The 26,351-nt window shown below is 49.6% G+C and carries 23 protein-coding genes and 2 pseudogenes; 5 read left to right on the top strand and 20 right to left on the bottom strand.

Annotation, left to right across the window (positions count from 1 at the left end):
* The first annotated feature begins 126 nt into the window (after positions 1-126).
* From lpxC to lpxA, 3 genes are read left to right on the top strand one after another with little or no spacing between them, the layout of a single operon-like run.
* Complete coding sequence (gene lpxC / locus JCM10914_RS17450) at positions 127-966, top strand: UDP-3-O-acyl-N-acetylglucosamine deacetylase (RefSeq protein WP_023963410.1); 840 nt, start codon at positions 127-129, stop codon at positions 964-966.
* A gap of 20 nt (positions 967-986) precedes the next feature.
* Positions 987-2,000, top strand: coding sequence for a UDP-3-O-(3-hydroxymyristoyl)glucosamine N-acyltransferase (gene lpxD / locus JCM10914_RS17455; protein ID WP_023963411.1), 1,014 nt, complete (start codon positions 987-989; stop codon positions 1,998-2,000).
* Between the two features lie 31 nt (positions 2,001-2,031).
* Positions 2,032-2,823, top strand: a complete 792-nt coding sequence (gene lpxA, locus JCM10914_RS17460; RefSeq protein WP_023963412.1) for an acyl-ACP--UDP-N-acetylglucosamine O-acyltransferase — start codon at positions 2,032-2,034, stop codon at positions 2,821-2,823.
* A gap of 87 nt (positions 2,824-2,910) precedes the next feature.
* On the opposite strand, the gene JCM10914_RS17465 is transcribed toward lpxA, so the two are convergent.
* The 3 genes from JCM10914_RS17465 to erm all read right to left on the bottom strand — a co-directional run bounded on the left by JCM10914_RS17465 (position 2,911) and on the right by erm (position 4,546).
* Positions 2,911-3,231, bottom strand: a complete 321-nt coding sequence (locus JCM10914_RS17465) for a co-chaperone YbbN (protein ID WP_023963413.1) — start codon at positions 3,229-3,231, stop codon at positions 2,911-2,913.
* Between the two features lie 16 nt (positions 3,232-3,247).
* Complete coding sequence (locus JCM10914_RS17470) at positions 3,248-3,610, bottom strand: MerR family transcriptional regulator (protein WP_023963414.1); 363 nt, start codon at positions 3,608-3,610, stop codon at positions 3,248-3,250.
* 81 nt (positions 3,611-3,691) lie between these two features.
* The gene (erm, locus tag JCM10914_RS17475; protein ID WP_036718796.1) at positions 3,692-4,546 is read right to left on the bottom strand and encodes a 23S ribosomal RNA methyltransferase Erm; all 855 of its coding nucleotides are present in this window, start codon (positions 4,544-4,546) and stop codon (positions 3,692-3,694) included.
* A 323-nt stretch (positions 4,547-4,869) separates the two neighbouring features.
* Between erm and JCM10914_RS17480 the strand changes: the two genes are divergently transcribed.
* Entirely contained in the window at positions 4,870-5,298 is a 429-nt protein-coding gene (locus JCM10914_RS17480) for an N-acetyltransferase (protein ID WP_023963416.1), read from the top strand.
* 40 nt (positions 5,299-5,338) lie between these two features.
* Here JCM10914_RS17480 and JCM10914_RS17485 read toward each other — a convergent pair whose 3' ends face one another.
* The 12 genes and pseudogenes from JCM10914_RS17485 to JCM10914_RS17540 all read right to left on the bottom strand — a co-directional run bounded on the left by JCM10914_RS17485 (position 5,339) and on the right by JCM10914_RS17540 (position 16,727).
* Positions 5,339-6,058 (bottom strand): polysaccharide deacetylase family protein, encoded by a 720-nt coding sequence (locus JCM10914_RS17485; protein ID WP_023963417.1) that lies wholly within the window; start codon positions 6,056-6,058, stop codon positions 5,339-5,341.
* Positions 6,059-6,201: 143 nt separating this feature from the next.
* Positions 6,202-6,378 carry a hypothetical protein gene (locus JCM10914_RS28940; RefSeq protein ID WP_023963418.1) on the bottom strand — a complete coding sequence of 59 codons (177 nt, stop codon included), beginning with the start codon at positions 6,376-6,378 and terminating at the stop codon, positions 6,202-6,204.
* Positions 6,379-6,648: 270 nt separating this feature from the next.
* A pseudogene (locus JCM10914_RS17495) lies at positions 6,649-7,058 on the bottom strand (GNAT family N-acetyltransferase); the annotation flags it as partial.
* 109 nt (positions 7,059-7,167) lie between these two features.
* A complete protein-coding gene (locus JCM10914_RS17500; protein WP_023963420.1) occupies positions 7,168-7,815 on the bottom strand; it encodes a response regulator transcription factor in 648 nt (215 codons plus the stop codon).
* Between the two features lie 157 nt (positions 7,816-7,972).
* The gene (locus tag JCM10914_RS17505; protein ID WP_023963421.1) at positions 7,973-8,668 is read right to left on the bottom strand and encodes a GNAT family N-acetyltransferase; all 696 of its coding nucleotides are present in this window, start codon (positions 8,666-8,668) and stop codon (positions 7,973-7,975) included.
* Between the two features lie 305 nt (positions 8,669-8,973).
* Positions 8,974-9,921: a RimK family alpha-L-glutamate ligase gene (locus JCM10914_RS17510; protein ID WP_023963422.1), complete on the bottom strand. Its 948-nt coding sequence runs from the start codon at positions 9,919-9,921 to the stop codon at positions 8,974-8,976.
* Between the two features lie 16 nt (positions 9,922-9,937).
* A complete protein-coding gene (locus JCM10914_RS17515; RefSeq protein WP_023963423.1) occupies positions 9,938-11,086 on the bottom strand; it encodes a M20 family metallopeptidase in 1,149 nt (382 codons plus the stop codon).
* A 4-nt stretch (positions 11,087-11,090) separates the two neighbouring features.
* Positions 11,091-12,101 carry an ABC transporter ATP-binding protein gene (locus JCM10914_RS17520; RefSeq protein WP_023963424.1) on the bottom strand — a complete coding sequence of 337 codons (1,011 nt, stop codon included), beginning with the start codon at positions 12,099-12,101 and terminating at the stop codon, positions 11,091-11,093.
* Positions 12,070-13,097: pseudogene (locus JCM10914_RS17525) on the bottom strand (ABC transporter ATP-binding protein). The gene JCM10914_RS17520 and the pseudogene JCM10914_RS17525 overlap by 32 nt, the downstream one beginning before the upstream one ends.
* A complete protein-coding gene (locus JCM10914_RS17530; protein ID WP_023963427.1) occupies positions 13,094-13,963 on the bottom strand; it encodes an ABC transporter permease in 870 nt (289 codons plus the stop codon). The pseudogene JCM10914_RS17525 and the gene JCM10914_RS17530 overlap by 4 nt, the downstream one beginning before the upstream one ends.
* Before the next feature lie 74 nt (positions 13,964-14,037).
* The gene (locus tag JCM10914_RS17535) at positions 14,038-14,988 is read right to left on the bottom strand and encodes an ABC transporter permease (RefSeq protein ID WP_023963428.1); all 951 of its coding nucleotides are present in this window, start codon (positions 14,986-14,988) and stop codon (positions 14,038-14,040) included.
* Positions 14,989-15,131: 143 nt separating this feature from the next.
* Complete coding sequence (locus JCM10914_RS17540; RefSeq protein ID WP_023963429.1) at positions 15,132-16,727, bottom strand: ABC transporter substrate-binding protein; 1,596 nt, start codon at positions 16,725-16,727, stop codon at positions 15,132-15,134.
* Between the two features lie 161 nt (positions 16,728-16,888).
* On the opposite strand from JCM10914_RS17540, the gene JCM10914_RS17545 reads away from it, so the two are divergent.
* Positions 16,889-17,599 carry a LysR family transcriptional regulator gene (locus JCM10914_RS17545; protein ID WP_023963430.1) on the top strand — a complete coding sequence of 237 codons (711 nt, stop codon included), beginning with the start codon at positions 16,889-16,891 and terminating at the stop codon, positions 17,597-17,599.
* Between the two features lie 289 nt (positions 17,600-17,888).
* On the opposite strand, the gene JCM10914_RS17550 is transcribed toward JCM10914_RS17545, so the two are convergent.
* The 5 genes from JCM10914_RS17550 to JCM10914_RS17565 all read right to left on the bottom strand — a co-directional run.
* Positions 17,889-18,389 carry an S-layer homology domain-containing protein gene (locus tag JCM10914_RS17550; protein WP_081739830.1) on the bottom strand — a complete coding sequence of 167 codons (501 nt, stop codon included), beginning with the start codon at positions 18,387-18,389 and terminating at the stop codon, positions 17,889-17,891.
* Positions 18,329-22,132: a X2-like carbohydrate binding domain-containing protein gene (locus JCM10914_RS29315; protein ID WP_023963432.1), complete on the bottom strand. Its 3,804-nt coding sequence runs from the start codon at positions 22,130-22,132 to the stop codon at positions 18,329-18,331. Before JCM10914_RS29315 ends, JCM10914_RS17550 begins: the two co-directional genes overlap by 61 nt.
* 23 nt (positions 22,133-22,155) lie before the next feature.
* Positions 22,156-25,179: an immunoglobulin-like domain-containing protein gene (locus JCM10914_RS29320; RefSeq protein WP_023963433.1), complete on the bottom strand. Its 3,024-nt coding sequence runs from the start codon at positions 25,177-25,179 to the stop codon at positions 22,156-22,158.
* Positions 25,180-25,856: 677 nt separating this feature from the next.
* Positions 25,857-25,985 (bottom strand): hypothetical protein, encoded by a 129-nt coding sequence (locus JCM10914_RS31440; protein ID WP_269433904.1) that lies wholly within the window; start codon positions 25,983-25,985, stop codon positions 25,857-25,859.
* 107 nt (positions 25,986-26,092) lie between these two features.
* The coding region (locus JCM10914_RS17565; RefSeq protein WP_036718767.1) for an LPXTG cell wall anchor domain-containing protein at positions 26,093-26,351 on the bottom strand (259 nt) is incomplete at its 5' end.

Raw genomic sequence — 26,351 nt, forward strand, 5'->3', positions numbered from 1 at the left:
TAGTTGAAAGACTTAAAACAAGAGTGAATAGACCTAAATCACACCGTATTGCGAGAGAGTTTTAATATGATCTTCATAGTTATATATCACTCAATCGAGAGCACTTAGAACAGAGGGGAGTTTGGAATGGGTAATCAACGCACGCTGGTTAGCAGCTTCAAACTTCAGGGCATCACGCTTCATAGCGGAACCTTAACAAATATGACGGTACATGCTGCTCGACCGAACAAAGGAATCGTCTTCAGGCGAGTGGATACAGAACCTGCGCAATTCATCAAGGCCACCGTGGATAACGTTTCGAACACGGAACGCTGTACGCAGCTTATGAATGAATATGGCTACACGGTTTCTATGGTTGAACATATATTGTCTGCTCTCAGGGGCATGGGCGTCGACAACGCTATCATTGACTTGGACGGTGCTGAAATACCTGTACTTGACGGCAGTGCCGCCTTGATAGCTGCGAGGATTGCCGAAGTTGGACTTCTTGAACAGCAAGCCCCTCTTCGATATTATCACTTAACCAAGGTGATTCGCGTTCAAGTTGGCCGATCCTTTCTTACGGCCTCCCCCTATGAAGAAGTATCCTACATGATTGGCTTTAGGAATGACCATCATCTACCGTTTCTTGCAGACCAGACGGCTGTATTCCACGTTGCCCAGGACCATTATGCAAGCGAAGTTGCGGCTGCACGCACATTCGGTTATGAAACAGAGCTTGACGGCTTGAGAGCCAAAGGTCTGATTAAGGGTGCTTCTACGGACAACGCCGTACTCATTGGCAAGAGCGGAATCTTATCAGATCTTCGTTACGAAAATGAATTTGCGCGTCACAAGCTGTTGGATGTGATCGGAGACCTAGCTTTAGTTCCACCTTTTCTAGCAAAAATCGAAGGTGAGCGAACGTCGCACTATCTAAACATGTTGTTGGCGCGGGAAATAGCGGCTCATATACAAAAAGAATGACAAAAGGGAGTAATAAACGCATGGCATACGCATTGATTCAAATCGCGGAAGAATTAAACGGAGTCGTCGTCGGCGATGATAACATGCTGATACATCGCATCGCCTCTTTAGCGAACGCCAAGGAAGGTGAAATTGCCTATGTTACAGAGAAGAATATCAATGCATTAACTACATGCAACGCCTCCGCTGTCATTGTTCCTGATATTAACCGAGACTTCCCCATCCCCGTTATTAAAGTCCAGAATCCAAGATTAGCTTTCATCTACTTGCTCAAAATGTTTGGATACGAGCGAACTAGCAATGGCACCATCTCCTCCTCCACAATCGATCCTTCGCTAGAAGCAGGCTTCGGCACACAAATCGATGAAGGAGTTATCGTGAAAGAGAATGTATCGATTGGCGCGGGCACAGTCATCGCATCCCATTCATTCATCGGCGAGCATGTCACGATCGGGCACCATTGCTGGATCCACCCGAATGTAACGATATTAAGGGACACCAAGATCGGCGATAACGTCATCATCCATTCCGGTGCCGTTATCGGCGCCGATGGATTCGGTTACGAATGGGATGGAGTACAGCACGTGAAGATTCCTCATATCGGAAATGTCATCATCGGAGATGGGGTCGAGATCGGCGCCAATACGACCATTGATCGTGGCACCATCGATTCCACCGTCGTTGGCCATGGCACAAAGATCGATAATCTCGTTCAGATCGGACATAACGTTCAAATCGGAGAGCATTGCATCATCGCAGCTACAAGTGCCATTGCGGGCTCGTCGATCATTGGAAACCGCGTGGTGATGGCAGGTGGATGCGGCATTATTAACCATGTATCCGTTGGCGACCAAGCCTTGCTCATGGCAAGAACAGGCATATCCAAGGATGTGCCCGCGCGTTCCATTATTTCTGGCTATTGGGGTCGCCCGCATAAGGAACAACTGAAGGAGTACGCAGCGGTTGCTAGACTCCCCAAAACACTGAAGGAAATCAATCGCAAATTAGATATCCTTAATAAAGAGCCGTCTTAACATACTTATGACGAACAAAGGAGGAAATAGCGTGGTTCAATCCACCTCACAGATTCATCCCTTAGCGATTATTCACCCTGAAGCGATCATCGGTGAAGCCGTTGAGATTGGTCCGTTTAGTATCATTGAAGAACATGTGGTCATCGGAGACCGATGCAAAATCGAAAGCCATGTTCGAATCGGCTCCCATACAACGCTAGGCCAACACAATCATATTTTTCAAGGGGCTATCATCGGCTCAGTTCCTCAAGACCTAAGCTACGAGGGGCAGGAAACCTGTCTGTTCATTGGGGATCATAACACGGTCAGGGAATATGCGACGATCGCCAAAGGAACTGTAAAGGGCGGCGGCATAACGAAGGTCGGCAATAACAACCTCATTATGAACTATGTCCACATCGCACACGACACTGTATTAGGTAACCATAATATCCTCACCAATGACGTACAGCTTGCAGGTCATGTAGAGATTGAGGATCATGTGACAATCGGTGGTTTATCTTTCGTTCATCAATTTTGCAAAATCGGCAGTTATGCTATGATCGGTGCGAGAAGCGGCGTTTACCAGGACATCGTTCCTTACTCTCTCATCAGCGGTTCCCGTGCCAGCATTTACGGCATAAATGTCGTGGGCTTGAGACGAAACGGAATGACGAATGATGATATCAAGACGATCAAGCTCATCAATGCCCTCCTGTTCCGCAAAAAATTATCGCTGGCACAAGCTACAGAAGCAATACAAGAGCTGCCTCCATCGGCTTTTAAGGACCACACCTTAGCTTTCTTACAAAAATCCGAGCGAGGGATCGCAAGAATGAAGTAAATCGATCGCAACACACAAAAAACCACGATATCTCCAAGACATCGTGGTTTGAAATTTAACGTGCTGAGCGTTAGTTGTTCAACAGTTCTATTGAATATACCGACCAAGCGCTGTTTGATATACACTCTTGGGTCTGAGACCGACCAGTTTCTCCACCGGCTCCCCGTTATGGAATATGATTACCGTCGGCAGCGACATAATGCCGAATTCGGCTGCAAGTTGCGGAGATTCGTCACAATCGACTTGCGCTAATCGCGCACGTTCCCCTTCCTCCGTGCTCATCGCTTCCAGGTGTGGAAGCAGCACCTTGCATGGCGGGCACCACTTCGCGCCGAATTCCACCAACGTTACCTGCTTCTCCCTGATCCCACTCTGAAAACTGTCCGCATCTAGCATCAGTAAACTCACTTTGCACCCCTCCGCTTCACTGGATATCGTTCCGTTCATCCAGAATCGACTGTATGCGCTCCTCCAGATTGAGTTTAATGTTGTTCAGCAAATGGATTTGGGCCTCGATCTCGGTCAGCTTCTGACGATATACCGGCAGCACCTCTGCACAGAATGCCTCCTTATTCTTCAAGACGCAATGCAGGAATCCGGCAATCTGCTCCGTGGACAATCCAAGATTAAGATACAATTGTATCGTCTGCACCTGTTCTACCGCCAATGGGGAATACTCCCGATACCCGTTATCGCTGCGAATCGGCGACAGCAGGCCTTGCTTATCATAATACCGAAGCGAGCGAATGCTAACCCCGGTCCGATCGGCGAGTTCGCCAATCCTCATGCTGCAACATCTCCTCTCCAGAACGATTCCATTTCATTATAAACCCTGACATTAGTGTGAGGGTCAAGCACGAATTCCATACTATCGTTTGCGAGAATGTTGCTTCCCTCTCTTCGGCTGCTTCGGCCAACGATGGGCTGGCACATGCTGGATCATAGCCAGAAAAAGCTGGCCCCACTGTTCGACCTTCAACTGCCGGATCGGCATGTCTCGCTGAACGCCAAGCGTTCTCACTACCTTGGTCATCTGGGGCGAACTAAATATATCTCCAAATGCAGCGAATAACGGCTGCTGCGGGTAACGCAGTGCATGTGCAGCCATGGCGAAGAATTTGGTATATTGCTGTGGAGGCACCAGCGGACGATTCTTCCGACTGATGACAAGAACGGCCGATTCCACTTTAGGAGGCGGAGCGAAATAATGGGGTGGCACGGTTCGTATCAATCGAATATCAAACCACATTCTCCAGCATAAAATCCGGGGGTTCAGCAGGGAGTTCGATGATGTAAATCCCCTCGCTGCCCCTTTCTGTACAAGTAGCACGGCTCGCTGCAGAGGCACCGTCGGATGATCAAGCAGCTTGCCGATGATAGGCGTCGTTATGGAATACGGGATGTTCGAGACAACGGAGAAAGGCGGCTTCGGCAGGGGCATAATTAGAAAATCAGATGCCTTGACGCGTACATTGCGATGCCCTTGTAGCTTGGATAACAGTTTGTTCGCGAGGGCGGGATCATTCTCGATCGCCAGTACGTGGGCAGCTTTCTCGGCGAGCGGAAGGGTAATTGCCCCGGTTCCGGCTCCAATATCGAGTACGGTCGCAGCTGGATCGATCTGAGCTAAGTCGATCATATCTTGAATCAAACGTCGATTAATTAACATATTTTGCGCGGGAAAATTCGGGGTTTGGCCCGATCTGTCGTTAGGTTTGGACACCACAAATACACCTCATTCATTCGTATAGTTAATGAAAAAGGCACAGTTCAAATAAAACCCGCGCATACTCAAACAGAGATAGAAATGCAGGATTTTAGATGATATTCTGTGCCGTCATTAGCGAATACGTATAAATGAAATGTTACACATGTTGGGGCGACCCTCCTGACATCATAGATGAAAACAACCACAGTATAACACAGAGCGTGCCGCAAGCCTTCGGCTACTTTGATTTAAACGATTCTTTACCGGCGCAGACGTTATCGCATATGGTAAGTTAAGCTTGCATATACAGAGTAGGCGAATAAAGGAGTGATCTATATATGACATTGTACATAACTGATGAATCCTCCAGCACAGATATACAGCATCAGCATTACGTAAGAGATAACATGGTCGCCTTTAATCTCAAACACTTTCCCGATACATTAAAAGGAAGGTATCAACAACTGAATCTGCTGCTGAAAGATGCGGGCGGTAATGTCCTGGGCGGAATTACGGGTGAGATATGCTGGAACTGGCTGGAGGTCCATTACTTGTTCGTGGAGGAGCGGCTGCGCAAATCAGGATATGGCACCCAACTGCTCATGGAGATCGAAAAAATCGCAAAAGAAAAGCAATGTGATTTCATCAAGCTGGATACACTGAGCTTTCAGGCGCTCTATTTTTACCAGAAGCAAGGGTATGAAGTATTTGGCATGATTGAGAATGCTGGCGGGCATACGCACTATTATCTGAAAAAAAACATATAAGTTAAAGCCCCTCCAGATATCAACCTGAAGGGGCTTTAACTTATACCCGAGGGAGTTTGAACGTGATGCCTTTACTCAGCAGCTTATCCATCAGCGCGGTAAACGCGTCGTAGGGAATCCAGTCGTGCATCATGACGATCTCATTCGAACCCAGGTCATTCAGCCCGCGCCCAGCCTCCGGCACGTTCTCGTCCATTCGTCTTAGCACGCTTGGCAAGTCGTGATAACCCTCGTACTCATTGCCGTCAGCCAGGCACCAGTCCATCGTGTCGTAGGTACAGCGTACGTCCACGGCGCGATCATGCCCGGCCTCGCGGAACCATTCGTAATGGATGCCTTCAAAGCTCGGCTGTCGATAGCCCTTATCCCGCAGCAACTGCTGGATATTCTGGAAGAAATCCGGATCTGTGTTACTGCTCCCGTCATCCAGATACGGGAAGCGAAATGTCTTCACAATCCATTCTACACCAGCTTGACTGTATACCTCTTGCAGCCATTGATCTGTCCGTTCGATCTGTTCTCTCGCTTCCTGCCAACCGAGCTCTGAGAATTTCGGATGATTGTAGCTGTGATTCCCGAGCACATGCCCCTGCTGAACGGCATAAACAGCTTCATTCGTATACTGCTTCAGATTCTCGCCCAGACAGAACCAGATGGCGTTGATCCCTCGTTCCTGCAAGTAATCCAGCTTGATTCGAGTATGCTCGGATGGCCCGTCGTCGAAAGTGAGGTAAGCCGTCTTTCTATGTTGGATGTTCATGTGATTGCACCGCCAGTCCGCTGTAATATTCCGCTTACACCGTTTATGTTCCACCCTCAGCTCGAAAAAACCTGCTAGCCCCGTCTACTGCTCAAGATATATTTTCACACCTTCAGTAAAGCGAGGGTCATGGCTCTGGCCTGCTAGCAGGCCTGTGCAAGATCCGATTCTAAAAATGCGGCTGCTGGCTGACGTGGCTGATCGATGAATATTCTACCCGCTCCCTTCTGGCGTATCGACGCGTACAGCTCTCGTGCTTTACCCTCCTTGTTGATTAAATCGTCCAGCTTACGGTATTCACTTGGCTCAACTAAATACATATTATATTTCTCCCAATGGCCGTGGACATAGATGTCCCCGTTCTGAGCGGCTGCTTGAGCTTTTCGTTCTCTGTAGGGGCTTGTTTCGATGGGGTAGGGCCTGTTAGTTATAGGACGCAGCAATGAATTGTATTGCGGAGGCGATATGCACAACTTGCTGAATTGATTGGTCCATACAGCATGATGTCTGGGATCAACAATGTGAGGCGTGAACCCGCAATTGAGGTAGGTTTTGATAGCAGGTAGATTGTTTTCCTCCACATTCAAAGATGCTATCGTAAAACCAATATCCTTGAGATGCTGCAAGATATAATCGACCATCAACACCCCATACCTATGCGCCTGTATGCCGGATCAACGCCGACAAAAATAACGGAACCATGTTCATTATCGTCCCACATGTGGTCGTTATGCCAGGCCGTAGCTGTCGCGATCGGCTCTTGACGATCATTCAACAGGACAAATACTCGGTCATCCTCATAGTTATAATTATCCGCCAGAATCCATCGGAACGTTCCCGGCTTATACTCTTCTTCAAAAGCTTTTGTCATGACCGACTCCCATACGTATCCATTCCCTTCATGGATGCTTAGGATGGAATAGCCCTCCGGAAGCTGAACCGCACGTATCGGCTGTGCCAAATCTCTCTCCATATACAGATCAAATAATTGTCTATCCATCGCCGCATACCTCGATTCAACTAAGTTCTACTAATTGTACAATCGAAAATTTACACAATTCTATGGAAAACATAAGTTAAATCATTTTCGATTGTTTCCTGAATCAGCCTCACAACAAGGAATGAAGTTTGACGAACGCTTGAAAGCGATTCGTAACACACAGCTTCGAATAGATTACGCTTAAATAATTGCGAACCGTACCCTCGGAAATAAACAAGGCAGCGGCGATTTCACGATTGTTGCTGCCTTGCGCGATCAACTCGGCGACCTGCTTCTCTCGCTCGGACAGTTCGACACCGGGCATGTCCACTTTCGTTACTGCATGCTGTTCCATAGGCAAATGAGTGAGCCGCTGAGCCAATTTGGCGGCTACGATGGTCGGCATAATATACTGACCCGATACGATGTCGCGAACAGACGGTATTATTTTTTTCGCCAACATGCTCTTTAGCAAGTAACCGCTGGCTCCGTTAACCAATCCTTCCACGATGAAGGGGTCTTCCCCATCCGTCGTCAATAGCAGCACTTTGGTACGAGGAGACGTCTGCTTAAGCTGCTTCAGCACGGTAATACCATGCATGACCGGCAGGTGAATATTCATGATAAGCAAATCCGGTTGAAGTCTCGCTGTCAACTCATACGCCATAACCCCGTCAGTAACCAAGCCCTGTACCTGCATATCGTATTCCATATTGAGCATTGTGTTCAGGCATTCTCTTACCGGCCGCTGCTCCTCGGCGATGAGGATTCGAATCATGATATATCTTCCTCCTTCTTCTGGCTTCGTCTCCGAGAACAGAGCACGTTTGAACCCCATTATAATGACCTGTCCGAGTCTTCGTATCCAACGAAAGTTGTAGAGTGCCGCTCATTAACAAAAAAGGGAAGGACCATAAGTCCCCCCCATCATATATTCATATGAAATGTCGATTCTCATATACCGTAACCTCACCAACGGGCTGAAATCCCGCTTTGGCATATATGTTGATTCCATCTGGCGAAGCCTGGAGCACACACAGTCCCCTGTGCTGCTGTTGGGCTTCCCGGATCAAGAAATTAAACATCGCGGAGCCGAAGCCCCTTCCTCGGTGTTCTTCCCTTGTCGCTATATCGTAAATGCCGATACTCTCCTTCGTGAGGACCATAGCTCCCGTCGACACAACTTCATCTTGAAACACACCAATATACCACCTCATAACGGATGGCTGAAGGATCGAGGCAGAGACTTGTTTATAGTAGGAACGAACATGGACCGCTTCTTCCGACTCACCGAATAAAGATGCTAATACATCACCGAAAAGTTCAAGCTCCGACGGTGACGAAACCTCTTGTATCGTGAACTCTGCAGGTTTATTCGCAGACGGCTGCAACGCGGCAAGCTCCCCATACATCGCGATGTTGGTTTCCGCTTTTTCCAGACCGATATCTAGCAGCATCTTCGCGGAGTCTCCTTGATCATCCGCCCATAGCCATAAAGCCATCGGGTGGTGCTTCTGTGTGAAATACGCAACAGCTTCCTGGATGGTCGCTGCATCGGAGGGCTGTGCCTGGTCATGATGCAGCACAACGATATTAAACGTATCGGAAGGCAGTCCCGAATCGACTGACATAAACGGGTGTTTCTTGTATGTGGCCGCTGTCCATATGCATAGCTTGAAAGATATTTTTGTATATGAAATTATCCCTGACTACTCTAGCCAAGTGCGGATCGTTCGTTCTCTTCATAATAGCGGCTCCCCCTGCATCAGAAAAATTCATTCAGCCCCTCGGCAACGTTCTCATAGAATCATAATACGTCAGCCTCCAATGATCAGTCAAAGATTGAAAGAGGGTAGGAATGTCATATAATGACTCTCCTACCCTTCCTCATTCGAACCGCTCAGCGCTTTTCCTTAATTCATCTAACGTTGGCCGTTCACCGCAACACAAGCTCCCGCTTCAAATATTCCGACAGCGTTCTGGCGATCTCTTTCATGCCTGATACATCCGCAAGCGTTTCGGCATCAGGATTGTAATTCGTATTGGTGTTCACGTCATACGTATAGGTCTTGCCAGCGGAATCGGTAATGAATTCGATGCCCGCAAAGCTGATGCCGTTCTGCTGCAGAAACGCCTCGTATTTGGCAATGAGCGGACTGTCGAATCCGTTGATGATCTCAAACTTCGGCCGTACTGCCGCTTCCTCGCCGACAGGACAGAATCGGTCGCTAATCTGGCAGGCATCGGCCGGACACAATTGGAATCCTTCCGAAGTGTCTACCTGCACCGCATAATAGAACCTGCCATCAATAAATTCACAGCGGGTAATATACTGCTCCTCGTTCTTGATGTATTGCTGGATTAAGGTTACACCGTCCACAGACTCCTCAAAACCCGGTCCGTTCACATAGGTTTCCAACTGGTCTACGCTGTCGAACAAGTAGACGCCAAGTCCCTTGCCGGCACGGTTATGCTTCGTTATGAAGGAACGGTACGGAAATTCCTTCGCCGCTTGGATAATGGCTTCCTTTCCTACGGCAGCCACCGTAGCCGGTGTCTCGATGCCAAATTTTTGCAGCTCTAGGTACTGCTTGATTTTGTTGATCTCCAGCTCCAGGGCCCGGCTGGTATTCAGCACCGTCCGCCCGTTATGCTCCAGCCAAGCCAGCACATTAGACGTATATTCCGCCGCATACCGATGGTTACGGGAATGGGAGGATGCACTCATCCGATTATAAAAGACGCCTGTCGGCGGCAGCTGGCCTAAATCCAGCGTTCCCTCGTGCAAATGCCAGAACTCATGCGGAACGTCCAGCTCCTCCAGCGCTTGACGAAGCGGCACGATCCAGCTCTCGTTCTCATGTATAATGTATGCTTTTGTCATGTTCCCATCATCCTCCTTATCCTTGCTGTCCACGGCTCAATCGCTCAATGACATTCGCGAGCAGCCGGGTACGTGGTATCAATGTATCGATATTCAGATACTCATCTTGGCTGTGGGCATTCCCGCCGCGCGGTCCGAGTGCATCAATGGTGGCAATGCCTACGGCGGAAGTGATATTGGCGTCTGAGCCGGAACCCACGCTTTTATCGCCGATATCCTCGCCGAGCTCATGCGCTTCCTCCTGCACGATTCGCAGCAGCCATTCCGAAGCCTCGTTCTTGATCATCGGCGGCCGAGTTATGCCCCCGGTAAGTTCGAGCGAGGTCCCATCGATATCGACCGTGGAGCAAATCTCGCGGATTTTTCGATCCAGTTCATCCGCCTGCTCCTTCGTGTTCATTCTTACATCGATGAAGGCATTCGCATGGGGTGCAATCGTATTACTGGAGGTTCCTCCGCTGATTACCCCAACATTGACATTGATCCCCGCAGACGGGTCGGTTAAGGCATGAAGCTTGATGATTTTATGAGCAAGCTCGCCAATGGCACTCCGTCCTTTCTCCGGCTCAGCTCCGGAGTGGGCGGCCACGCCTTGTACCGTCAAATAATATTTACCGCCGCCTCTTCGGCCCGTAACCAGCGTTCCGTCCTCGTCGCTCGGTTCGACGATCAGGGCGTATCGGCTCAGTTTAGCCTGTTCTTCGATCAGCGCCCGCGAATGTACGGAGCCGACCTCTTCGTCCGAATTGAGGATAATACGGAGGTTTTTGTAGCTGTCACTGCCCGACTCAATAAGATGCTTGATTGCATACAGCGTCGTAATCTGGCTCGCTTTCATATCGAACACACCCGGGCCATAGGCACGCTTCTCATCCCTGGAGAATGGACGCTCCGCCACAGTTCCCTCCGGAAACACTGTATCCATATGCGCAATAATCAGTATTTCCGGGTTAACGGCCTCAGGATGGGTGATAAGTAGATTGTTCCCCCGCTCCTGCAACTCCTGTACAGCGACCTGGAATCCGATCTCCTCATACAGCCGCCCCAGCACGGACGCTACGCGGTCCACACCTGATTTCAGGAACGTGCCGCTCTCCATATTTACGATCTCCTCAATGACCTTTACCATTTCCGTCTCTTTCTGCTTCCAGTCTACTGCAGTCATACTATCAATCCCCTTTCCCTTTCGAATCTTCATACAAATGGCATTGAACCGAATGTCCTGCTTCGATTTCCCGATTGACGGGTTTGACTTGCCTGCATACCTCCATAACGAACGGACAGCGGGTATGGAAAACGCAGCCGGACGGTGGATTTAGCGGTGAGGGAATATCGCCTTGGAGAATAATCCGCTCCCGCTTCATCTTCGGATGAGGTGCCGGAATCGCGGAGAGAAGAAACTGCGTATACGGATGCAGCGGATGGGCAAACAGCTCGTCCGTAGGCGCCTGCTCTACCAGATGCCCCAAATACATCACGCCGATCCGGTCCGCGATATGCCTCACCACGCTTAGATCATGCGCAATAAAAAGATACGACAGCTGAAATTCCGACTGCAGCTCCACCAGTAGGTTCAGAATTTGCGATTGGATGGACACATCGAGCGCGGACACCGGTTCATCGCATACCATCAGCTTCGGATGGAGTGCAAGCGCCTTGGCTATGCCGATTCGCTGCCGCTGGCCTCCGGAGAATTCATGCGGGAACCGATCCAGATGCTGCGGGGAAAATCCAACCCGGCTCATAAGCTCCAGCACGCGCTCCTTACGCTCCGCCTTGGTTCCTTGTCCATGTATGATCATCGGTTCGGCAACGCTGTACCCAATTCTCTTCTTCGGGTCCAGCGAGGAATTCGGATCCTGAAAGATCATCTGAACTTCCCGGCGAAAGTGCTGCAGCTCTTTGGAGCGTAACGAAAAGACATCTTGATTCTGAAAGAACGCCTTCCCGGCGGATGGATCCGTCAATCGCATGATCGTTCTGCCGGTCGTGCTCTTCCCGCTGCCGGACTCCCCCACCAAGCCGTAGGTTTCCCCTTCATAGATCGCAAAGGATACATCCTCCACCGCTTTCACCTGCTGCTTCCTCCATGAAGAACCGGACTTCACCGCAAAATACTTCGTTAAATGTTGGACCTCCAGCAGAGGTTCATGCTTCGTAACCGATGTGACTGAAGGCATCTCCTTCACCTCTGCTTTCTGCGATTTCCTTGTAATGCCAGCAGCGGACCCGATGACCGTCTGCCGCTTCTTCCAGCAAGGGCGGCTCTGATCTGCACACATCCGTGGCGAACGGACATCTTGGGGCAAACCGGCAGCAATGCGCGACATCCTGCATAGCCGGAACCGAACCCTTGATCTCATACAGCTTCTCTTTACGCTGTCCTTCCATGTTTGGCACCGATTGCAGCAGCCCCATCGTGTAGGGGTGAAGCGGATGATCGAACAGCGTCACCACATCGGTCTCTTCGATGACCTCGCCCAAATACATCACGATCACCCGCGAACACATCTGAGCAACCACCGACAGATCATGGGTGATGAGCATAATCCCCATCCGGAGCCTGACCTTCAGCTCGTTCATCAGCTCCAGGATCTGGCTTGAATCGTGACATCCAGCGCCGTGGTCGGCTCATCCGCAATCAGAAGCTGCGGCTCGCAGGACAAGGCCAGCGCAATCATCACCCGCTGGCGCATGCCGCCAGACAGTTCGTGGGGATAAGTACGCAGGCGCTTCTCAGGATCTGAGATGCCAGTCAGCCGCAGCAATTCCACTGCCCGATCCCGGGCCTGCCGCGACGATACCTGCTGATGCAGGGTAATCGCCTCCATGATCTGGTCGCCAATCGTATATACCGGATTCAGCGAGGACATCGGGTCCTGAAAGATGATCGAGATATCATTGCCGCGCACAGCCCGCATCTTCTCTTCGCTCAATTGAAGCAGATCCTGGCCCGCGAACCGAATTTCTCCGTCATACCGGGTTGTCGTCTCATCGAATAAACGCAGAATCGATTCTGCGGTCACGCTCTTTCCGCAACCCGACTCCCCGACAATGCCTACCGTTTCCTCCGGGTAAATCTGTAAGGACACCCCGTCTACAGCATGGACCGTACCGTCATCTGTTGCGAAGGTAGTGACCAAGTTCTTCACTTCCAACAAAGGAGCTCGGCTCACTTCTGTTCACTCCTTTCGACGCGCTGCGGTTGTTTTTTGCCAAACACTTGTTTTTTCTTCATCTTCGGATCCAGAAAATCGCGCAGCCCGTCTCCCATCAGATTCAAGCCCAGGATCATCAATATGATGCAGATCCCGGGGAACACCGTCATCCACCAGGCGTTAAAAATCACGTTCTTCCCGTCCAGCAGCAGGTTCCCAAGACTGGGAGCCGGGGCAGGAATGCCAGCGCCAAGGAAACTTAAGGAAGCTTCCGTCAAGATGGATACCGCGAAGATGAAGGAGGCCTGAATGATTAACGGAGACAGCACATTCGGTAGAATATGCAGGCCAATAATCCGTACAGGACCCGCACCTTGGGCACGCAGCCCTTCAATGTACGTCTTTTCTTTGACCACCAGCGCAGCCGACCTCACGATGCGCGCAATGGATGGAATATACACAATCGACAGCGCAATGATGACGTTGCTCGTCCGCGGACCCATGATCGCTACAATCGAAATGGCCAGTAGAATGGACGGGAATGCATAGAGTCCGTCGCATATACGCATCAGAATATGATCGCACAGCGCGTAATAAGCAGACAGCAAACCCACGACAAGCCCAATCAATCCAGCGATCAGCGTAACCGCAGCTCCTACGAGCAAAGATACACGCATGCCGTACAGCACCCGCGAGAACACATCTCGGCCAAAATTATCCGTTCCGAAAATATGTTCCGCACTCGGGGCCTTAAGCCGATTCATCGCCTCCAGCGCATAAGGATCATGTGAAGCAATCCACGGCGCAAGCAGCGCGGCCAATGACACCAAGGCCACCAAGACGGTGCCCGTCATCAGGAGAGGCTTGATATATAACGCCGCCACTTCAGCGCACCTTGCTTCGGCGGTACCGCCGCCGCAGCACCAAGCTTCACTTCAGACATCATCTTCACCCCTTCCTACCGACGATTCAGCTTGACGCGGGGATCAAGGAGACCGTACAGCAAATCTATGAACAAATTCAGCAGCACGTACGTTACCGTGATCAGCAGGATACTGCCTTGAATAACGGCAAAATCCCGGCGTTCGATGGAACGGATAATGAGCTGCCCGATGCCGGGAACGTTGAATACCGTTTCGATAACCGAGGCCCCGGTAATCAAGGTGCCAAACGTCTCCCCGATAACGGTGAGAATCGGAATAAACGCATTCTTAAGCGCATGTTTATAGACAACGATTCTCTCTTTAAGTCCCTTTGCTCTTGCGGTTTTGATGTACTGCTCGCTGAGCACCTCAATTAGCGATGAACGCGTCATTCTCGCAATTAATGCCGCCTGCATCGCGCCCAGGGCAATCGCGGGGAGCAGCAAATACCGAAGGTGATTCCATAACCCGCTGCTCAGCGGTTGATATCCCGCAACGGGTAGCCATTGCAGTTTTACGGCAAAGAGCAGGATCAAGAATAACCCGAGCAGGAAGCTGGGTACCGAAATGCCGAGCAGCGAGAACCCCATGACGGCTTGATCCGCCAGCGTGCCTCTTTTGCGGGCGGCGATCACGCCCAGAAACAGCGCGATAACCACGGCAAAAATCTGAGCCAGAATGGCGAGTGACAGCGTGGGAGGAACCCTGCTAAAAAACGCCTCGGCTACGCTCATATCCATGAAAATGGACTGACCCAGGTCTCCGGTTACTACACCGCCGAACCAGGATATGAACTGCTGGTATAGCGGCAGATCCAGACCAAGCTGGGCTCGCAGCCCGGCGATGGCTTCTGCACTCGCTTCGTCCCCCAGGATCACGCTTGCCGGATCGCCTGGCGTCAGATGGATCAGCATAAATACGACAACGGCGACAACTAACAATATGGGGATCAGTGACAATATTCGCTGAACAATATACTTGGTCATGATGGCACTCCTTCAGTGTCGAGAACTTCCCTCATACATGTAGACGGCCTGTCTCAGAAGGAGCAGACCGTCCTCGCATCCTAACCCGAATGAGCGATGATGACGATTCCGTGATCCTTCATCAGCTCCAGGCCACCGTACATTTATTGATCAAGCGTTACATTCCACAAGATGGGACCGATCAAATCATCGAATCCCTTCACATTATCGCGGACGGCAATCAGGCTCTGAATATTTCCGAGCTTGATAATCGGGAGGTAGTCCCAATTGACTTCATTCAACTGATCCACTAATGGTTTAGCCTCTTCAATTGAAGGAGCCGCCTGAATTTGGGCGAGTACATCGTCGAGCTCAGGGCTGTTGGACCACCCCGGATAATTGGCACTGGATTCAAGGAATGGATACTGGTGAATGGTCGCACGCGTCGCAAACGTCATCGCAAACAGGTCGAAATTGCTCTCATCCGTACGTCGTTCCTGCACGGTCGGCCAATCGTAAACATCCAGCTCCGCATTCACGCCGATGGATTTCAGTACATCCTGCGCGACAACGGCCAGATTGTACTGCTCCGGATAGTCGCGCGTCGTCAGGATAACGACCTTCTCGCCGTTATAACCGGACTCGGCCACAAGCTGCTTGGCTTGTTCCAGATCGTTCACATTGTATCGATCCGAGCCTGCCTGACTGTACCAATCGGTTTGAGACGTCAAGGCCAGGGAGGAATCGAGTTCATAAAAGCGCTTGTCACTATAGGCAGCTGTAAGTGCTTCGTCATAGTTCAGCGCGGTATTGAACGCCTGTCTTAATTTCTGATCCGCGAATGGTCCGGCTTTATTATTAAATACGTAGGTTACGATTCCGCCTTCACTGAAATAATTGCCAACCCCGTCAGTGGCGTCAATCTGATTGGCATTATCGAATGGAATACCGAAGGCGACATCGTATTCACCTGTCATGATTCCAGCTACGCGCGTTGATTCATCGGTCACGTAACGGTAGTAGATTTCATCCAAATAAGCGTTTTTCTTCCCACTCAGTCCACTGGACTCTTGCTCTTGAGCCGCATAGTCTGCAAACTTCGTCAAATGCACGTATTGGTCGGTCTTCCACTCCTCAAGCTTGTATGGACCTGTCCCGATATACTCCTTAATCCCCTCCGCAGGTGCCGATTCAATGACCTCCTTCGGCATAATTCCCGGGAACGGCGCTGTGTCTGCCAGAATGTACGAACCTACTAATGAAGGGCGCTCCAGCGTCAATTCAACGGTATGCGGGTCCACTTCCTTGAACTTTGCACCTTGCAGATTGGCTTGTCCCTGCGTTGATGTCGACAGCCACTTGTCCATGGAAGCCACCACATCTTCAGCCTTCATCTCCTTGCCGTTGTGAAAAGGAACCCCTTGACGCAGATGGAATGTGTAGGTTTTGCCATCAACGCTGATATCGAGCGATTCAGCCAGCTGAGGCACGACTTCATAGTTTTTGTTGAGCGTAAGCAGCTGCTCGTAAATATTTCGCGATACGTCCCTTGTCGCCTGATTGGTCGTTAAATGGGGATCCAGCGTTGCCGGATTTGCCGGATACGCCACATTCAGCGTACCGCCCGCTACCGGATTTGCCGGTTCTGATCCAGGATCGGCCGACGGCCCGCTTCCCGATTCCGGGCTGCCGCAGGCGGCAAGCACGGCCATGAATCCGATCAGCAGTCCTTTGCCGATCCATCTGTTTATTGATCTCATACCTCGACTCCACTCCTTGATGAACGATTATTTTTTAGATAAACACTAGTATTCCGCTTGGAATTATATAATAATATATCATAAGCTTACCGAGACTCATCTCTAAGGAACGTAATAGAGTCTATTACGATTATTAATATCTCGACGTGCGGAGGAATCATATGGACATCCAGTATTTCATCACCTTTCGGGAAGCCGCCCGCTGCCAAAGCCTGACCAAGGCTGCCGAACAGCTGAACTATGCTCAGCCCACCGTCAGCGTTCAAATCAAGAAGCTCGAGAACCATTTTGGAACCAAGCTGTTTGAGCGAAACAGCAACAAACTCAAGCTTACGGAGCAAGGACTTCGGCTGCTGGGTTATGCGGACAAAATCGTAGATGGCTACCTAGGAGCGGAAAATCTGTTTATCCCCGATGTGGTTGTAGACCTGACGATCGGGACGACGGAGACCCTCGCCGCTTTCCTGCTACCGCCCTACTTCCAAATGTTCCGTAAAAAATACCCCAAGCTCAACGTCACCTTCTTCCCAACGTCCGACGGTAAAAACATCAGTAAACTGAAGAACGGGGAAATCGATCTGGCCATCGTTCTGAATACGCCCATCACCGCACCCGAACTGCGTTCCTTGCCGATCCGGCACGAAGATTTCGTATTCATATGCCCGAAGGATCACCCCTTAAGCGGAAGAAACGACGTATCCATTCATGAGCTGCGGGGCAGCTCGTTTATTTTTACGGAAAAAGGATGTACATACCGCGAAGCGCTGGAGAGGTCCATGAACGACAATGGTGTGACTTATGAAACGGTATCCGAGATGGGAAGCATCGAGGGGATCAAGCAGTGCGTTATCTATGGCATGGGAATTGCATGATTCCGAGGATAGCAGCGGCTGAGCAGTTGCAGCACAATGCACTTTCAGGCTTTTCGATCAAACAAGGACCCATACAGCCCTTCTATTCGCAAATTCTTTTATCCAAAAACAAACATATTACCGCACCCATCAATTATTTAGTCTCCTTGCTGTCATCCGGCAGCTCATATGCTTAGTTCATAAAAAAGACCGTCCTTAAGGCGCATAGAGCGCTTTAAGGACGGTTTTGTTTGTTTAACCTAGCCGTTTATCGAAACTATGAATGCATCAAACCATCTGCTTGCTAGATTTAACCGTTTGCTTCTTCATTCTCATCCAACTCCAAAATACGGAGCAGAATGGTGATTACTTCCGCTCTGGTTGCCACTGCATTGAAGTCAAACTTGCCACCTTCCTTGCCCTGCATAATCCCTTTTGCAGCTACTGCGCCAATCGCGCCCTTTGCCCACTCTGGCAGTTTATCTTGGTCAGTAAAGTTTGCCACGTTGTCCTTTTGGTCTTCCAGCTTCAAAACACGAGCCATCATGACCGCAAGCTCAGCGCGCGTCAAACCGCTATTTGGACGCAGAGTCCCATCCGTATAGCCGCTTAATATCCCCGCTCCTATTGCCTGCTCAAGCGCTTCTTTTGCCCATGAAGCAATGTCAGCGTCATCTTTAAAAGCATACTGCTTTCCATCGCCTTGTACAGTCAATGCACGGGTTAACATCACTGCAAATTCCGCACGGGTTACCGCCGCATTGGGCTTGAAGGTGTGATCCTTGTAGCCAACCACAAAGCCTTTTGCCACTGCCTTACGAATCGCAGCTTCTGCCAGTGGCCAGCAATATCCTTCAATTCAATTGGGTTCGATTGGTTTCCGCCAGTATTGCCGCCGGTGTTACCTCCGCTATTTCCACCGGTGCTGCCTCCGTTATTTCCACCGGTGCTGCCTCCGTTATTTCCACCGGTGTTACCTCCGCTATTTCCTCCAGCGTTACCTCCGTTGTTACCGCCGGTGTTGCCTCCGTTATTTCCACCGTTGTTGCCGCCGTTGTTACCAGGCGTTGTATCAACTACTGTAATCGTCAGCACCTGCGGCTGGCCTGCGCTAAACTCAAACGTTAGCTGTACCGTACCTTTTTGTAATTTCGCCAAGTAAGCCGTCGTAATCGTGATTTGATCGCTATTCACAACATAATCGGTTCCAGCTTGCAGCAAGGTACTGCCGTTCTTAATGGCCGTCAGTGTATTCCCTTTAAGCGCCAGTGTTATTGTAGCTGCTTGCTGCTTGCTAGGGTTCAAATCAAACTGAGCGGCAGTTGGACTAATTGCGCTATTATCCTGATCGATATCTTTGATTTGGTTAAGAAGCTCCGTCTTCACTTCCCCGTCTGCCATAATGGTGACAAAGTTGCGAGCCATAGCGATATCGGCAGCCGAGCCAGACGAGAGAGCCTTTGCAACGGCAGTCCTTGCCGATGCTTCAAGCTTTTCATTGTATCCGCCTGCGCTTAACAGATATAAATCTGTAAATAAACTTGAATTCTTTAATTGTTCAGTTTCAACTTCAAATGTGGCTCTGCTGCTGTCCGATTCATGCGACCCGTCAGATTCATTGAGCATGATCGCTATTCCGATTCTTCCGTTCGCGAGCTCCGATGCAGGATTATGAAGAAGCGTATTAAACGGAATTTTTAAATCGTAAATCGTTGTTTTAGCATCTTCATTCCTCGTAATCTCTGCCACGATATCCGTTATCGGAGCAGTCGGTGCATTGGCGCCTGTAGGACGAGTCCAGGCCCATTTTATCACTTCGTTGTCATTGGTGAGCGCGAATCCCAATTCATTGCGCGTAGTATTGTTGGTTGCAGGATTGCGTAAATCAATGCCTAACTGTAAAGCATCTTCCCTCCATATATTTCCTCCTGTCTGGCTATTGAAGTGCACATCGTCTGTAACGACAATGTACGCATATACATTGCTGTCGTCCCATGCGAAATGCGATCCTACGCTGAGGTCTTGCGGGCCATCCCACGTTCCCGAAGTTACATAATCTTTGGTATCCATTACAAATGCCGGAGTTGTGGCACTCTTAGCCGGATTTTCCGCGCCGGCTGAGCTTACCTTTTCAGCGTAAGCCGTATCAAATTTTGCCGTATAGTTGTATGATTTTCCGTCTTCGAGCTGAACCTCAAATGTGACCAGACCTGCAACATAATACGGTAAATCGACGGTTACGGATTCCCCTGCCTCAAGCCCGTCAAATTTGACGGGAGTGAGGTCATTAGCATAAGCCGACGGGGAAATCATGTTCAGCGTCCCGGGTGCAGAGGCTCTTCCTCCGACATTATATTTAACGCTGAACTGTTGCTTATCACCGTTTTTTTTTAGGTTAAATACAAACGGTTCCGCCAGTAAATCCGAGCCGTAAATTCCGTACGGGTTGCTCGCTGGCGTGCTGTTTCTCAAACCGGATGCATAATAGTTGTTGCTAAGTTCGATCGATGTGCCGCCCTCACGCAGCATGGCATACACATTGTTATCCTGACCGTTCTTTGTCGGCTGGAAGTAAGAGGAGTATACATGTGCTTTTCCGCCGTGAACATCTATACCCGGATTGTTGCCTGGCAACTGAGTAAAGTTTGCTTGTTGGAAACGAACGTTGCCGTTATATACGACCGCTCCTGCTATGGTCGGGCTTCCCCAGAACGCACTGTTGTACAGGACAAGTTCAGCGTCTGGGTGGATTTTTGCGGGATTCGCTGCATCGCCCATTTTGACATACGCTCTGTTCGGCTCCGTCGCGATGTTCGTATTCACCAATTCCGAGTTGATCCCAATGATTTTGGTGTTTTCATCCGCGTCTTCCACATACAAAGCGTACGCGCATCCGTCTGAGCCGTGACCGATCATCGTCATCTTTCCAGGATAAGCGAATTGACCGTTCCCCAAATCTCTTTTCAGGAAGTGGATGCCATATACCGACCCGAAAACGAAATTGTTGAAAATCGTCTGGTCTTCCACATCGGAAAATTTGAGCGCGCTGCTATATCTTTGTACGAATCCGTACAGATCGCCGGTAGGTGCCGTATATCCTTGACCTCCCGGAAGTCTCAAAGCGTAATGCGGATTGAATTGCATGTTTCGGATAAATCCGCCTTCCGCGCCTCCTCCGACCCAGATGCCTGCTCTCAAGAGCGTGCCGCCTAAATAATCTACATAGTGACCATCGGTTTTATAGGAAGCCAGATCGATTCCTTTGTCCCCGATAGGGATCGTTAAGTTGATTGCATATACGCCTTCACCTTGGCCTTGGACCAAGAACGGTGTTTTTAATGTCTGGTCAGGGTTGTTGAGATTGACGCTGGTTAAATTCGCTTGCGTGATGGTAAGTCCTCTGAGACCTGCGTTAGCCTTAAGCTGAATGAGCGAATTTCCGTCCTCCCCTTGAGCGCCGCCGGTGTAAGCTGTAAATATCGCCGTACCGCCGCCTTGTGTATGGTGCTGTACGTCCCATGTTCCTCTGAGTTCAACACCCTCGGGAACGATGACAGGACTATTCAGTCGATATCTTCCACCAGGTAGAAAGATCGTGCCGCCGCCGTGATTATCTTTTATATAGTCGAGAGCTTCCTGCAATCTTGCAGATATATCCACGGTCGGTGCGTTGCCTGTTAACGAGCGCGGGAAGTCAAGTCTAAGCACAGCGTTTGATGTCGGTCTCGGATGCACGTCAATATCTGTTTTTACGTTTTTCGGAATAGGTTCAAAAAGATATTCAACGTCATTTACGATCTGTACGGTGGTGTTCGTACCGCCGCCCTCAACGTCTAGGTTCAGGTTATCGATGTGATCGGCAAGGTTAGCACTCTCGATGTTCAGGTTATAACCTGAATTTACCGATTTAAACGTTCCGAAGTTAGTTCCGAGGTTTACATGGTTGTCAGACTGTTTGAAGTTGCTCTGACTGACTAATGCGTTGCCTCGGCCCTGGAAGTTCAGCGCGAAATTGTCATATTCGTCAAACGTACTATCCTCAAAGGATATAACTCCGCCTCTGGCGTCGCTTACAATCGGACCTTTGAAGTCAACTCCGTTGAATTGAACAGAAGTGTTGAAACGTTCGTTGACATATACGGCCGTGTCGCCGCCGAATTCCGAACCCGAGAAAAGCAGACCAAAACCGTTAACGTTGTCAATATATATACCCGTTTCACTGTCTTCTATTTTCAATCCGTAGAACTGTGCATTCGGAGCTTCGTCGCCGCCGGGTTCTCTTCCGATCCACATCCCCGTCTTATACCCGGAAATGTATAAACCTGATACGTATTCCCAGTCGGAACGGTGCATCATAAATCCGGTAGCGTTCGCTCTTGTGTACGCTTTCACTTCCGCAAGAGTCGGTGCGCCGTCAAGTCCTGAATTCGCCCAATATTTCGGGTCAATGTTCACGTTCTCGATCCGTCCTATGTCTGTACAGGTGTGAACCACGATGCCCTTGTAGAGAGCCGTCATATTGCTGTTCACAACATAATGCATTTCACTCGGCAAGGAGATGAATCCGCCCCAGGCGTTTACAAGCGTAACATTATCAAGCGTCGCGCTGTTTCCGGTTCTCTGGAAGAACGTCCACGGATACGGAATTCCGTTAATCGTCTCAAATTCCCCTGTCTTCTGACCATCTTCCCCCTCTTTTCAACAACGGTCTCAGCATGAATATCCTGATTGGGATACCATACGGAAAGGTTAGATACACCTGTGCCTTGTTCCATGTCTATAAATCGATCGGACACATTAGCTACTTTTTTGCCGCCTGTCTGATTCTCTCGCTCGTCAGAGTCAACATACGTGTCATAATTGGCGCTATTATGTCCGGCATATACGGCGAGAATAGTTCCATCGATTTTACCGTCGTAATTATTCGCATCGGGGTTATCCCATTCGCCACGAAGCTGTACGCCTGCGCGCAATTTCAATACTTGTTGATATTCGTAGGTTGTACTACCGGTCGTACTTCTAACGCTTACTGTGCCGGTCGTTTCCGAATAGAACGCATAGGTTCCCGCCGGAATATAGACTACACCGCCGCCGTCATTATAAGCCGCGTCAATCGCCGCTTGAAAAGCCTCTCTGTTATCGAACTCAGCTAAACCTTCCGCTTCGGCCATCGCTACAGTTTTTGCACCGAAAGCGAGTACGTTAAAGTCCGATATTGCCCAATCTTTCGCATCGTGTTCCTGAGCGATTGCTGTTCTCAGGTGTTTGTCATAATCATATCGATCCGGAACTTTCAACGCAAATGTCTTAGTCTTGATGACAGGAGCGGATTCCAGACCTCTTTTTACCGTCGCCGTGAGCGTTACATCACCGCCGCCGTCTGGACGGTTTGTCGGGATCACGCCTGCAGTGGTTATGAGGGCAGGAGCCGATGTCGTCCAAGTAATATCCGTCATATTGTCACCTATTGACGGAAGAACTAAGTTCGTCGTCACATTATTCATGCCGCCGTCAGCCTCAGAAGCATTCACGCCTTTGATTGAATCCCAAGTCAGTTTGTTCAACATATCATTGACCGCATCCTCGTCTGTTCCGATACCTGTTCCGCGAACGACAATATGAAAAGTTTTAACAACCGGCGTTGCCGTACCTTTGCTTACGGTTGCCGTGAGGGTTACGGGCGTATTGGCCTCTTGACGATTGACTGCGCCGGTGTCGCTATCTATTAACGCGTTATTGGTAGATGTCCACACTATATTCGTACCCGCTGAACCTGTCTTAGCAAGAGTCAAATTGGTTTCAACCAGATCCTGTCTGGTATTCGTGCCCTTGATCGCATCCCATGTCAGCGCGTTCGAGACCAGTTGTACCGCTTCTTCATCCGTTGGAGGAATTTCGGTTACTCGTATGCTCTGAATGATGGCCCCGGCTGCATCGATGCGGAAGTGTGCGCCTTGATTTTGTGCTCCTATCGCAAAATTGGCTCCGTTAAGCACAACTTTCGAAGTTACCCAAGCGTCGCCGCTTCCAGTCGCCGGAAGGCTCGCTGATCTATACGCATCAAACCCTGAGAAATTGCCGGGATATATGGTGTTATACTGTAGCGAAATACCGCCCGTTGCGCTCGGCCTCCAGTATTTGACCTCTAATTCGACCTTACTTGCTTGCTTAAGTCTAAGGTCGTCTACAATGACGTACATCAAGTTGCCGACCTTCACGGCGCCTACACTGCTTTGCGTGACTTGCTCCACTGCAGTGCCACCGTCTCCGATGAGGCTGACCCCGATGCCATTACCTTGAAGTCCTGGATACGGTCCAGCTGGATCTCCACCGTCACCGAATCCGCTGCCAATGGCATTAACTGCAGTAAATGTTCCAGGATCATTGAAGTCAATGAACACTTCAGCAAGTTCGTTATTCGTGCTGGCTACGGTCAACTCAAAAGTTTTAACCGCAGGTGTTGCACTACCTTTGGTTATCGTCGCCGTAAGGGTTACGGCTTTATCTTCGTCAAGGTCGCGCGTTACACTGCCGGTTACGGTATCGATGATACCTGCCGGTTCAGCCGACCATACGATAGCCGTATCATTCGCACCCGTTGCCGGAAGCGTCAACGCCGTTCTTACTTCGGATTGAATCGTATTCGAATTCCTGATCGTGTTCCATGTCAGAGACGACGCCGCCTCGTTTACCATGGTTTGGTCGTCAGTAAACGTTACCGTCGTTCTTGTGGACGCGCCGACAAAATTGTAATTGCCGTCTGCTTTCGCGCGCGCGAATACATAGTAGGTGTCTGCTGTAGGTAAGGTATCAAATTGATACGTATACACATGATCGTTATGAATGCCATCCACCCAGCCGGTTGCGGGAGCGATACCGTCTTCGCTGATTGCGAATTCCACCGCTTGCCCGCTAGCCGGTGCATTCGCAGTTACGGTTTGGGTTGCTACGTCAAGTACGGGAGCCGTTAAGGGTGAACCCGGAACACCTAACGTGCTTTTCTGAAAACGCGGATTTTGTATGTACACGTCGGTACTAGGGACGCTAGTATCCCATTGCAGATGCATGGCCAGTCGGGTTACTTGGTCTAGCCAGGCGTCATTGAAATTCCCGGCTACGGCACTTGACGAAGATAACTTCGTATAAACCGTCGCCCATGTGCCCACCGCTGCCGTTGTGACCGCGCTTAAATCAAGCTGGAGACGAGAATCGTTGTTAAACTTGTCCTCAGCCGGATTACTGTCACTTACGATAACAAGCCAGTTATTGCCTTGCATATTTTTAAAGCCCTCGTTCGGGACGAACATCTCGAATACGAAGTAACCATCTCGGTATGCGGAAATATCTTTTATGGGCGTCACGCTCGGCGTGAAGAGGTTATCCCAAGGCGCCCCGTCCTTTGAGGTGCCGTTATTTAAACGCCATGCTTTCTGTCCGTCCGGCGTATCGGCGTTGGTCGCCGTATTACTATCCGTCCCTGCATTTACGGTCAAAAGAGATACGTCATCCCCCCCTGCCGCGCTAACTGTCATCGACGGAGTAAACAAGGTAGATAGCATCGCGATCACAAGTAAAGAGGCTATTAACCGTCTTCTTTTCATGCTTTAATTCCCTCCATATCTTGTTTTTAGGTTTTGGGAGAGATCCCACTTAAGCCAACGTTTAAGATTGCAAAAGGTCAGACTTGTAAATCGTTTCTATCTGTGTGGCCTGACCATACTTTCCCGCTTCTATGCGCCCCATCACCTCACTTATTCCATATGTCCGTTCATGTAAGATACTTTCGTCCACAATCGCCATCTTGTTAACGCTTTCAAACACGAATAAAAATAACAGGATTCAAGGAGCGATACGCATACGTGCAAGTAACGTAAACTGCTTCTTGTAACCCTGTGATCATTCCCCGAACAATACTCTATATATTGTGGACTTATTTCATCATACGAGTGTTGCAAGAAAGTTTCTATGAGGTAATCTTATCCTTTACGGGGACAATATTTTCTTAATAAAAACGCTACCTCGCTATACTGAATGCCTAATGTTTGTTTCATAGAGAAATAATATGCAAAATCGAGAGGGTATCTCCAACTCTTGTTCTAACATAATGGAAACTTCTACCAGAAATAGGAGAGTCGGACTTGAGTTTAATAGCATCAAAATGCCCCCCTCCAAAAACGAGGGGGGGCCGATGCATCTTGATATACGTTTTCCACATTAGCAGTGAGCAACACTCCACATGTGTGTAGTGCTTAATATTGACGTAAGTAAAGGGGACGAATTACGTCCCCGCAGACAACGGCTTCCAGAAATGATAGTGGATAATAATTTCACCGTCCAACTCAATCTCGATGCGTTCAATCAAGCGCTGAAGCACTTCTCGAAGAGCTTCCTCGTCATCAATCTGCAACTCTGCAAAGTTCCATAGTAGAGCGGATCAGCTAGAATGAGTGCCTCTGGATTGTAAGCGCTCTTCGGAGTAGCTTTCGGCCATTTTTTCAGAGCGCATCATTTTTTTCAACCTCTACCTATGCTATCTCTTCTTAATAGCCACAAAGCGGCGACAATAAATACCGATCCTGCAACATAAAATAAAGCTTTACTTTCCTCACCCGTTTTAGGAAGGACGTTTATTTCTACCTTTTCGTTTGTCGGTTCAAATGGTGTTGGCTCTTCTGCCAGTTCTGGTTCTTTTGTTGGCGTCGGCTCTTCTGCCAGTTCTGGCTCTTCTGTTGGCGTCGGCTCTTCTACCAGTTCTGGTTCTTCTGTCGGCGTT

The organism is Paenibacillus sp. JCM 10914, from assembly GCF_001315105.1.
Taxonomy (GTDB): domain Bacteria; phylum Bacillota; class Bacilli; order Paenibacillales; family Paenibacillaceae; genus Paenibacillus_AQ.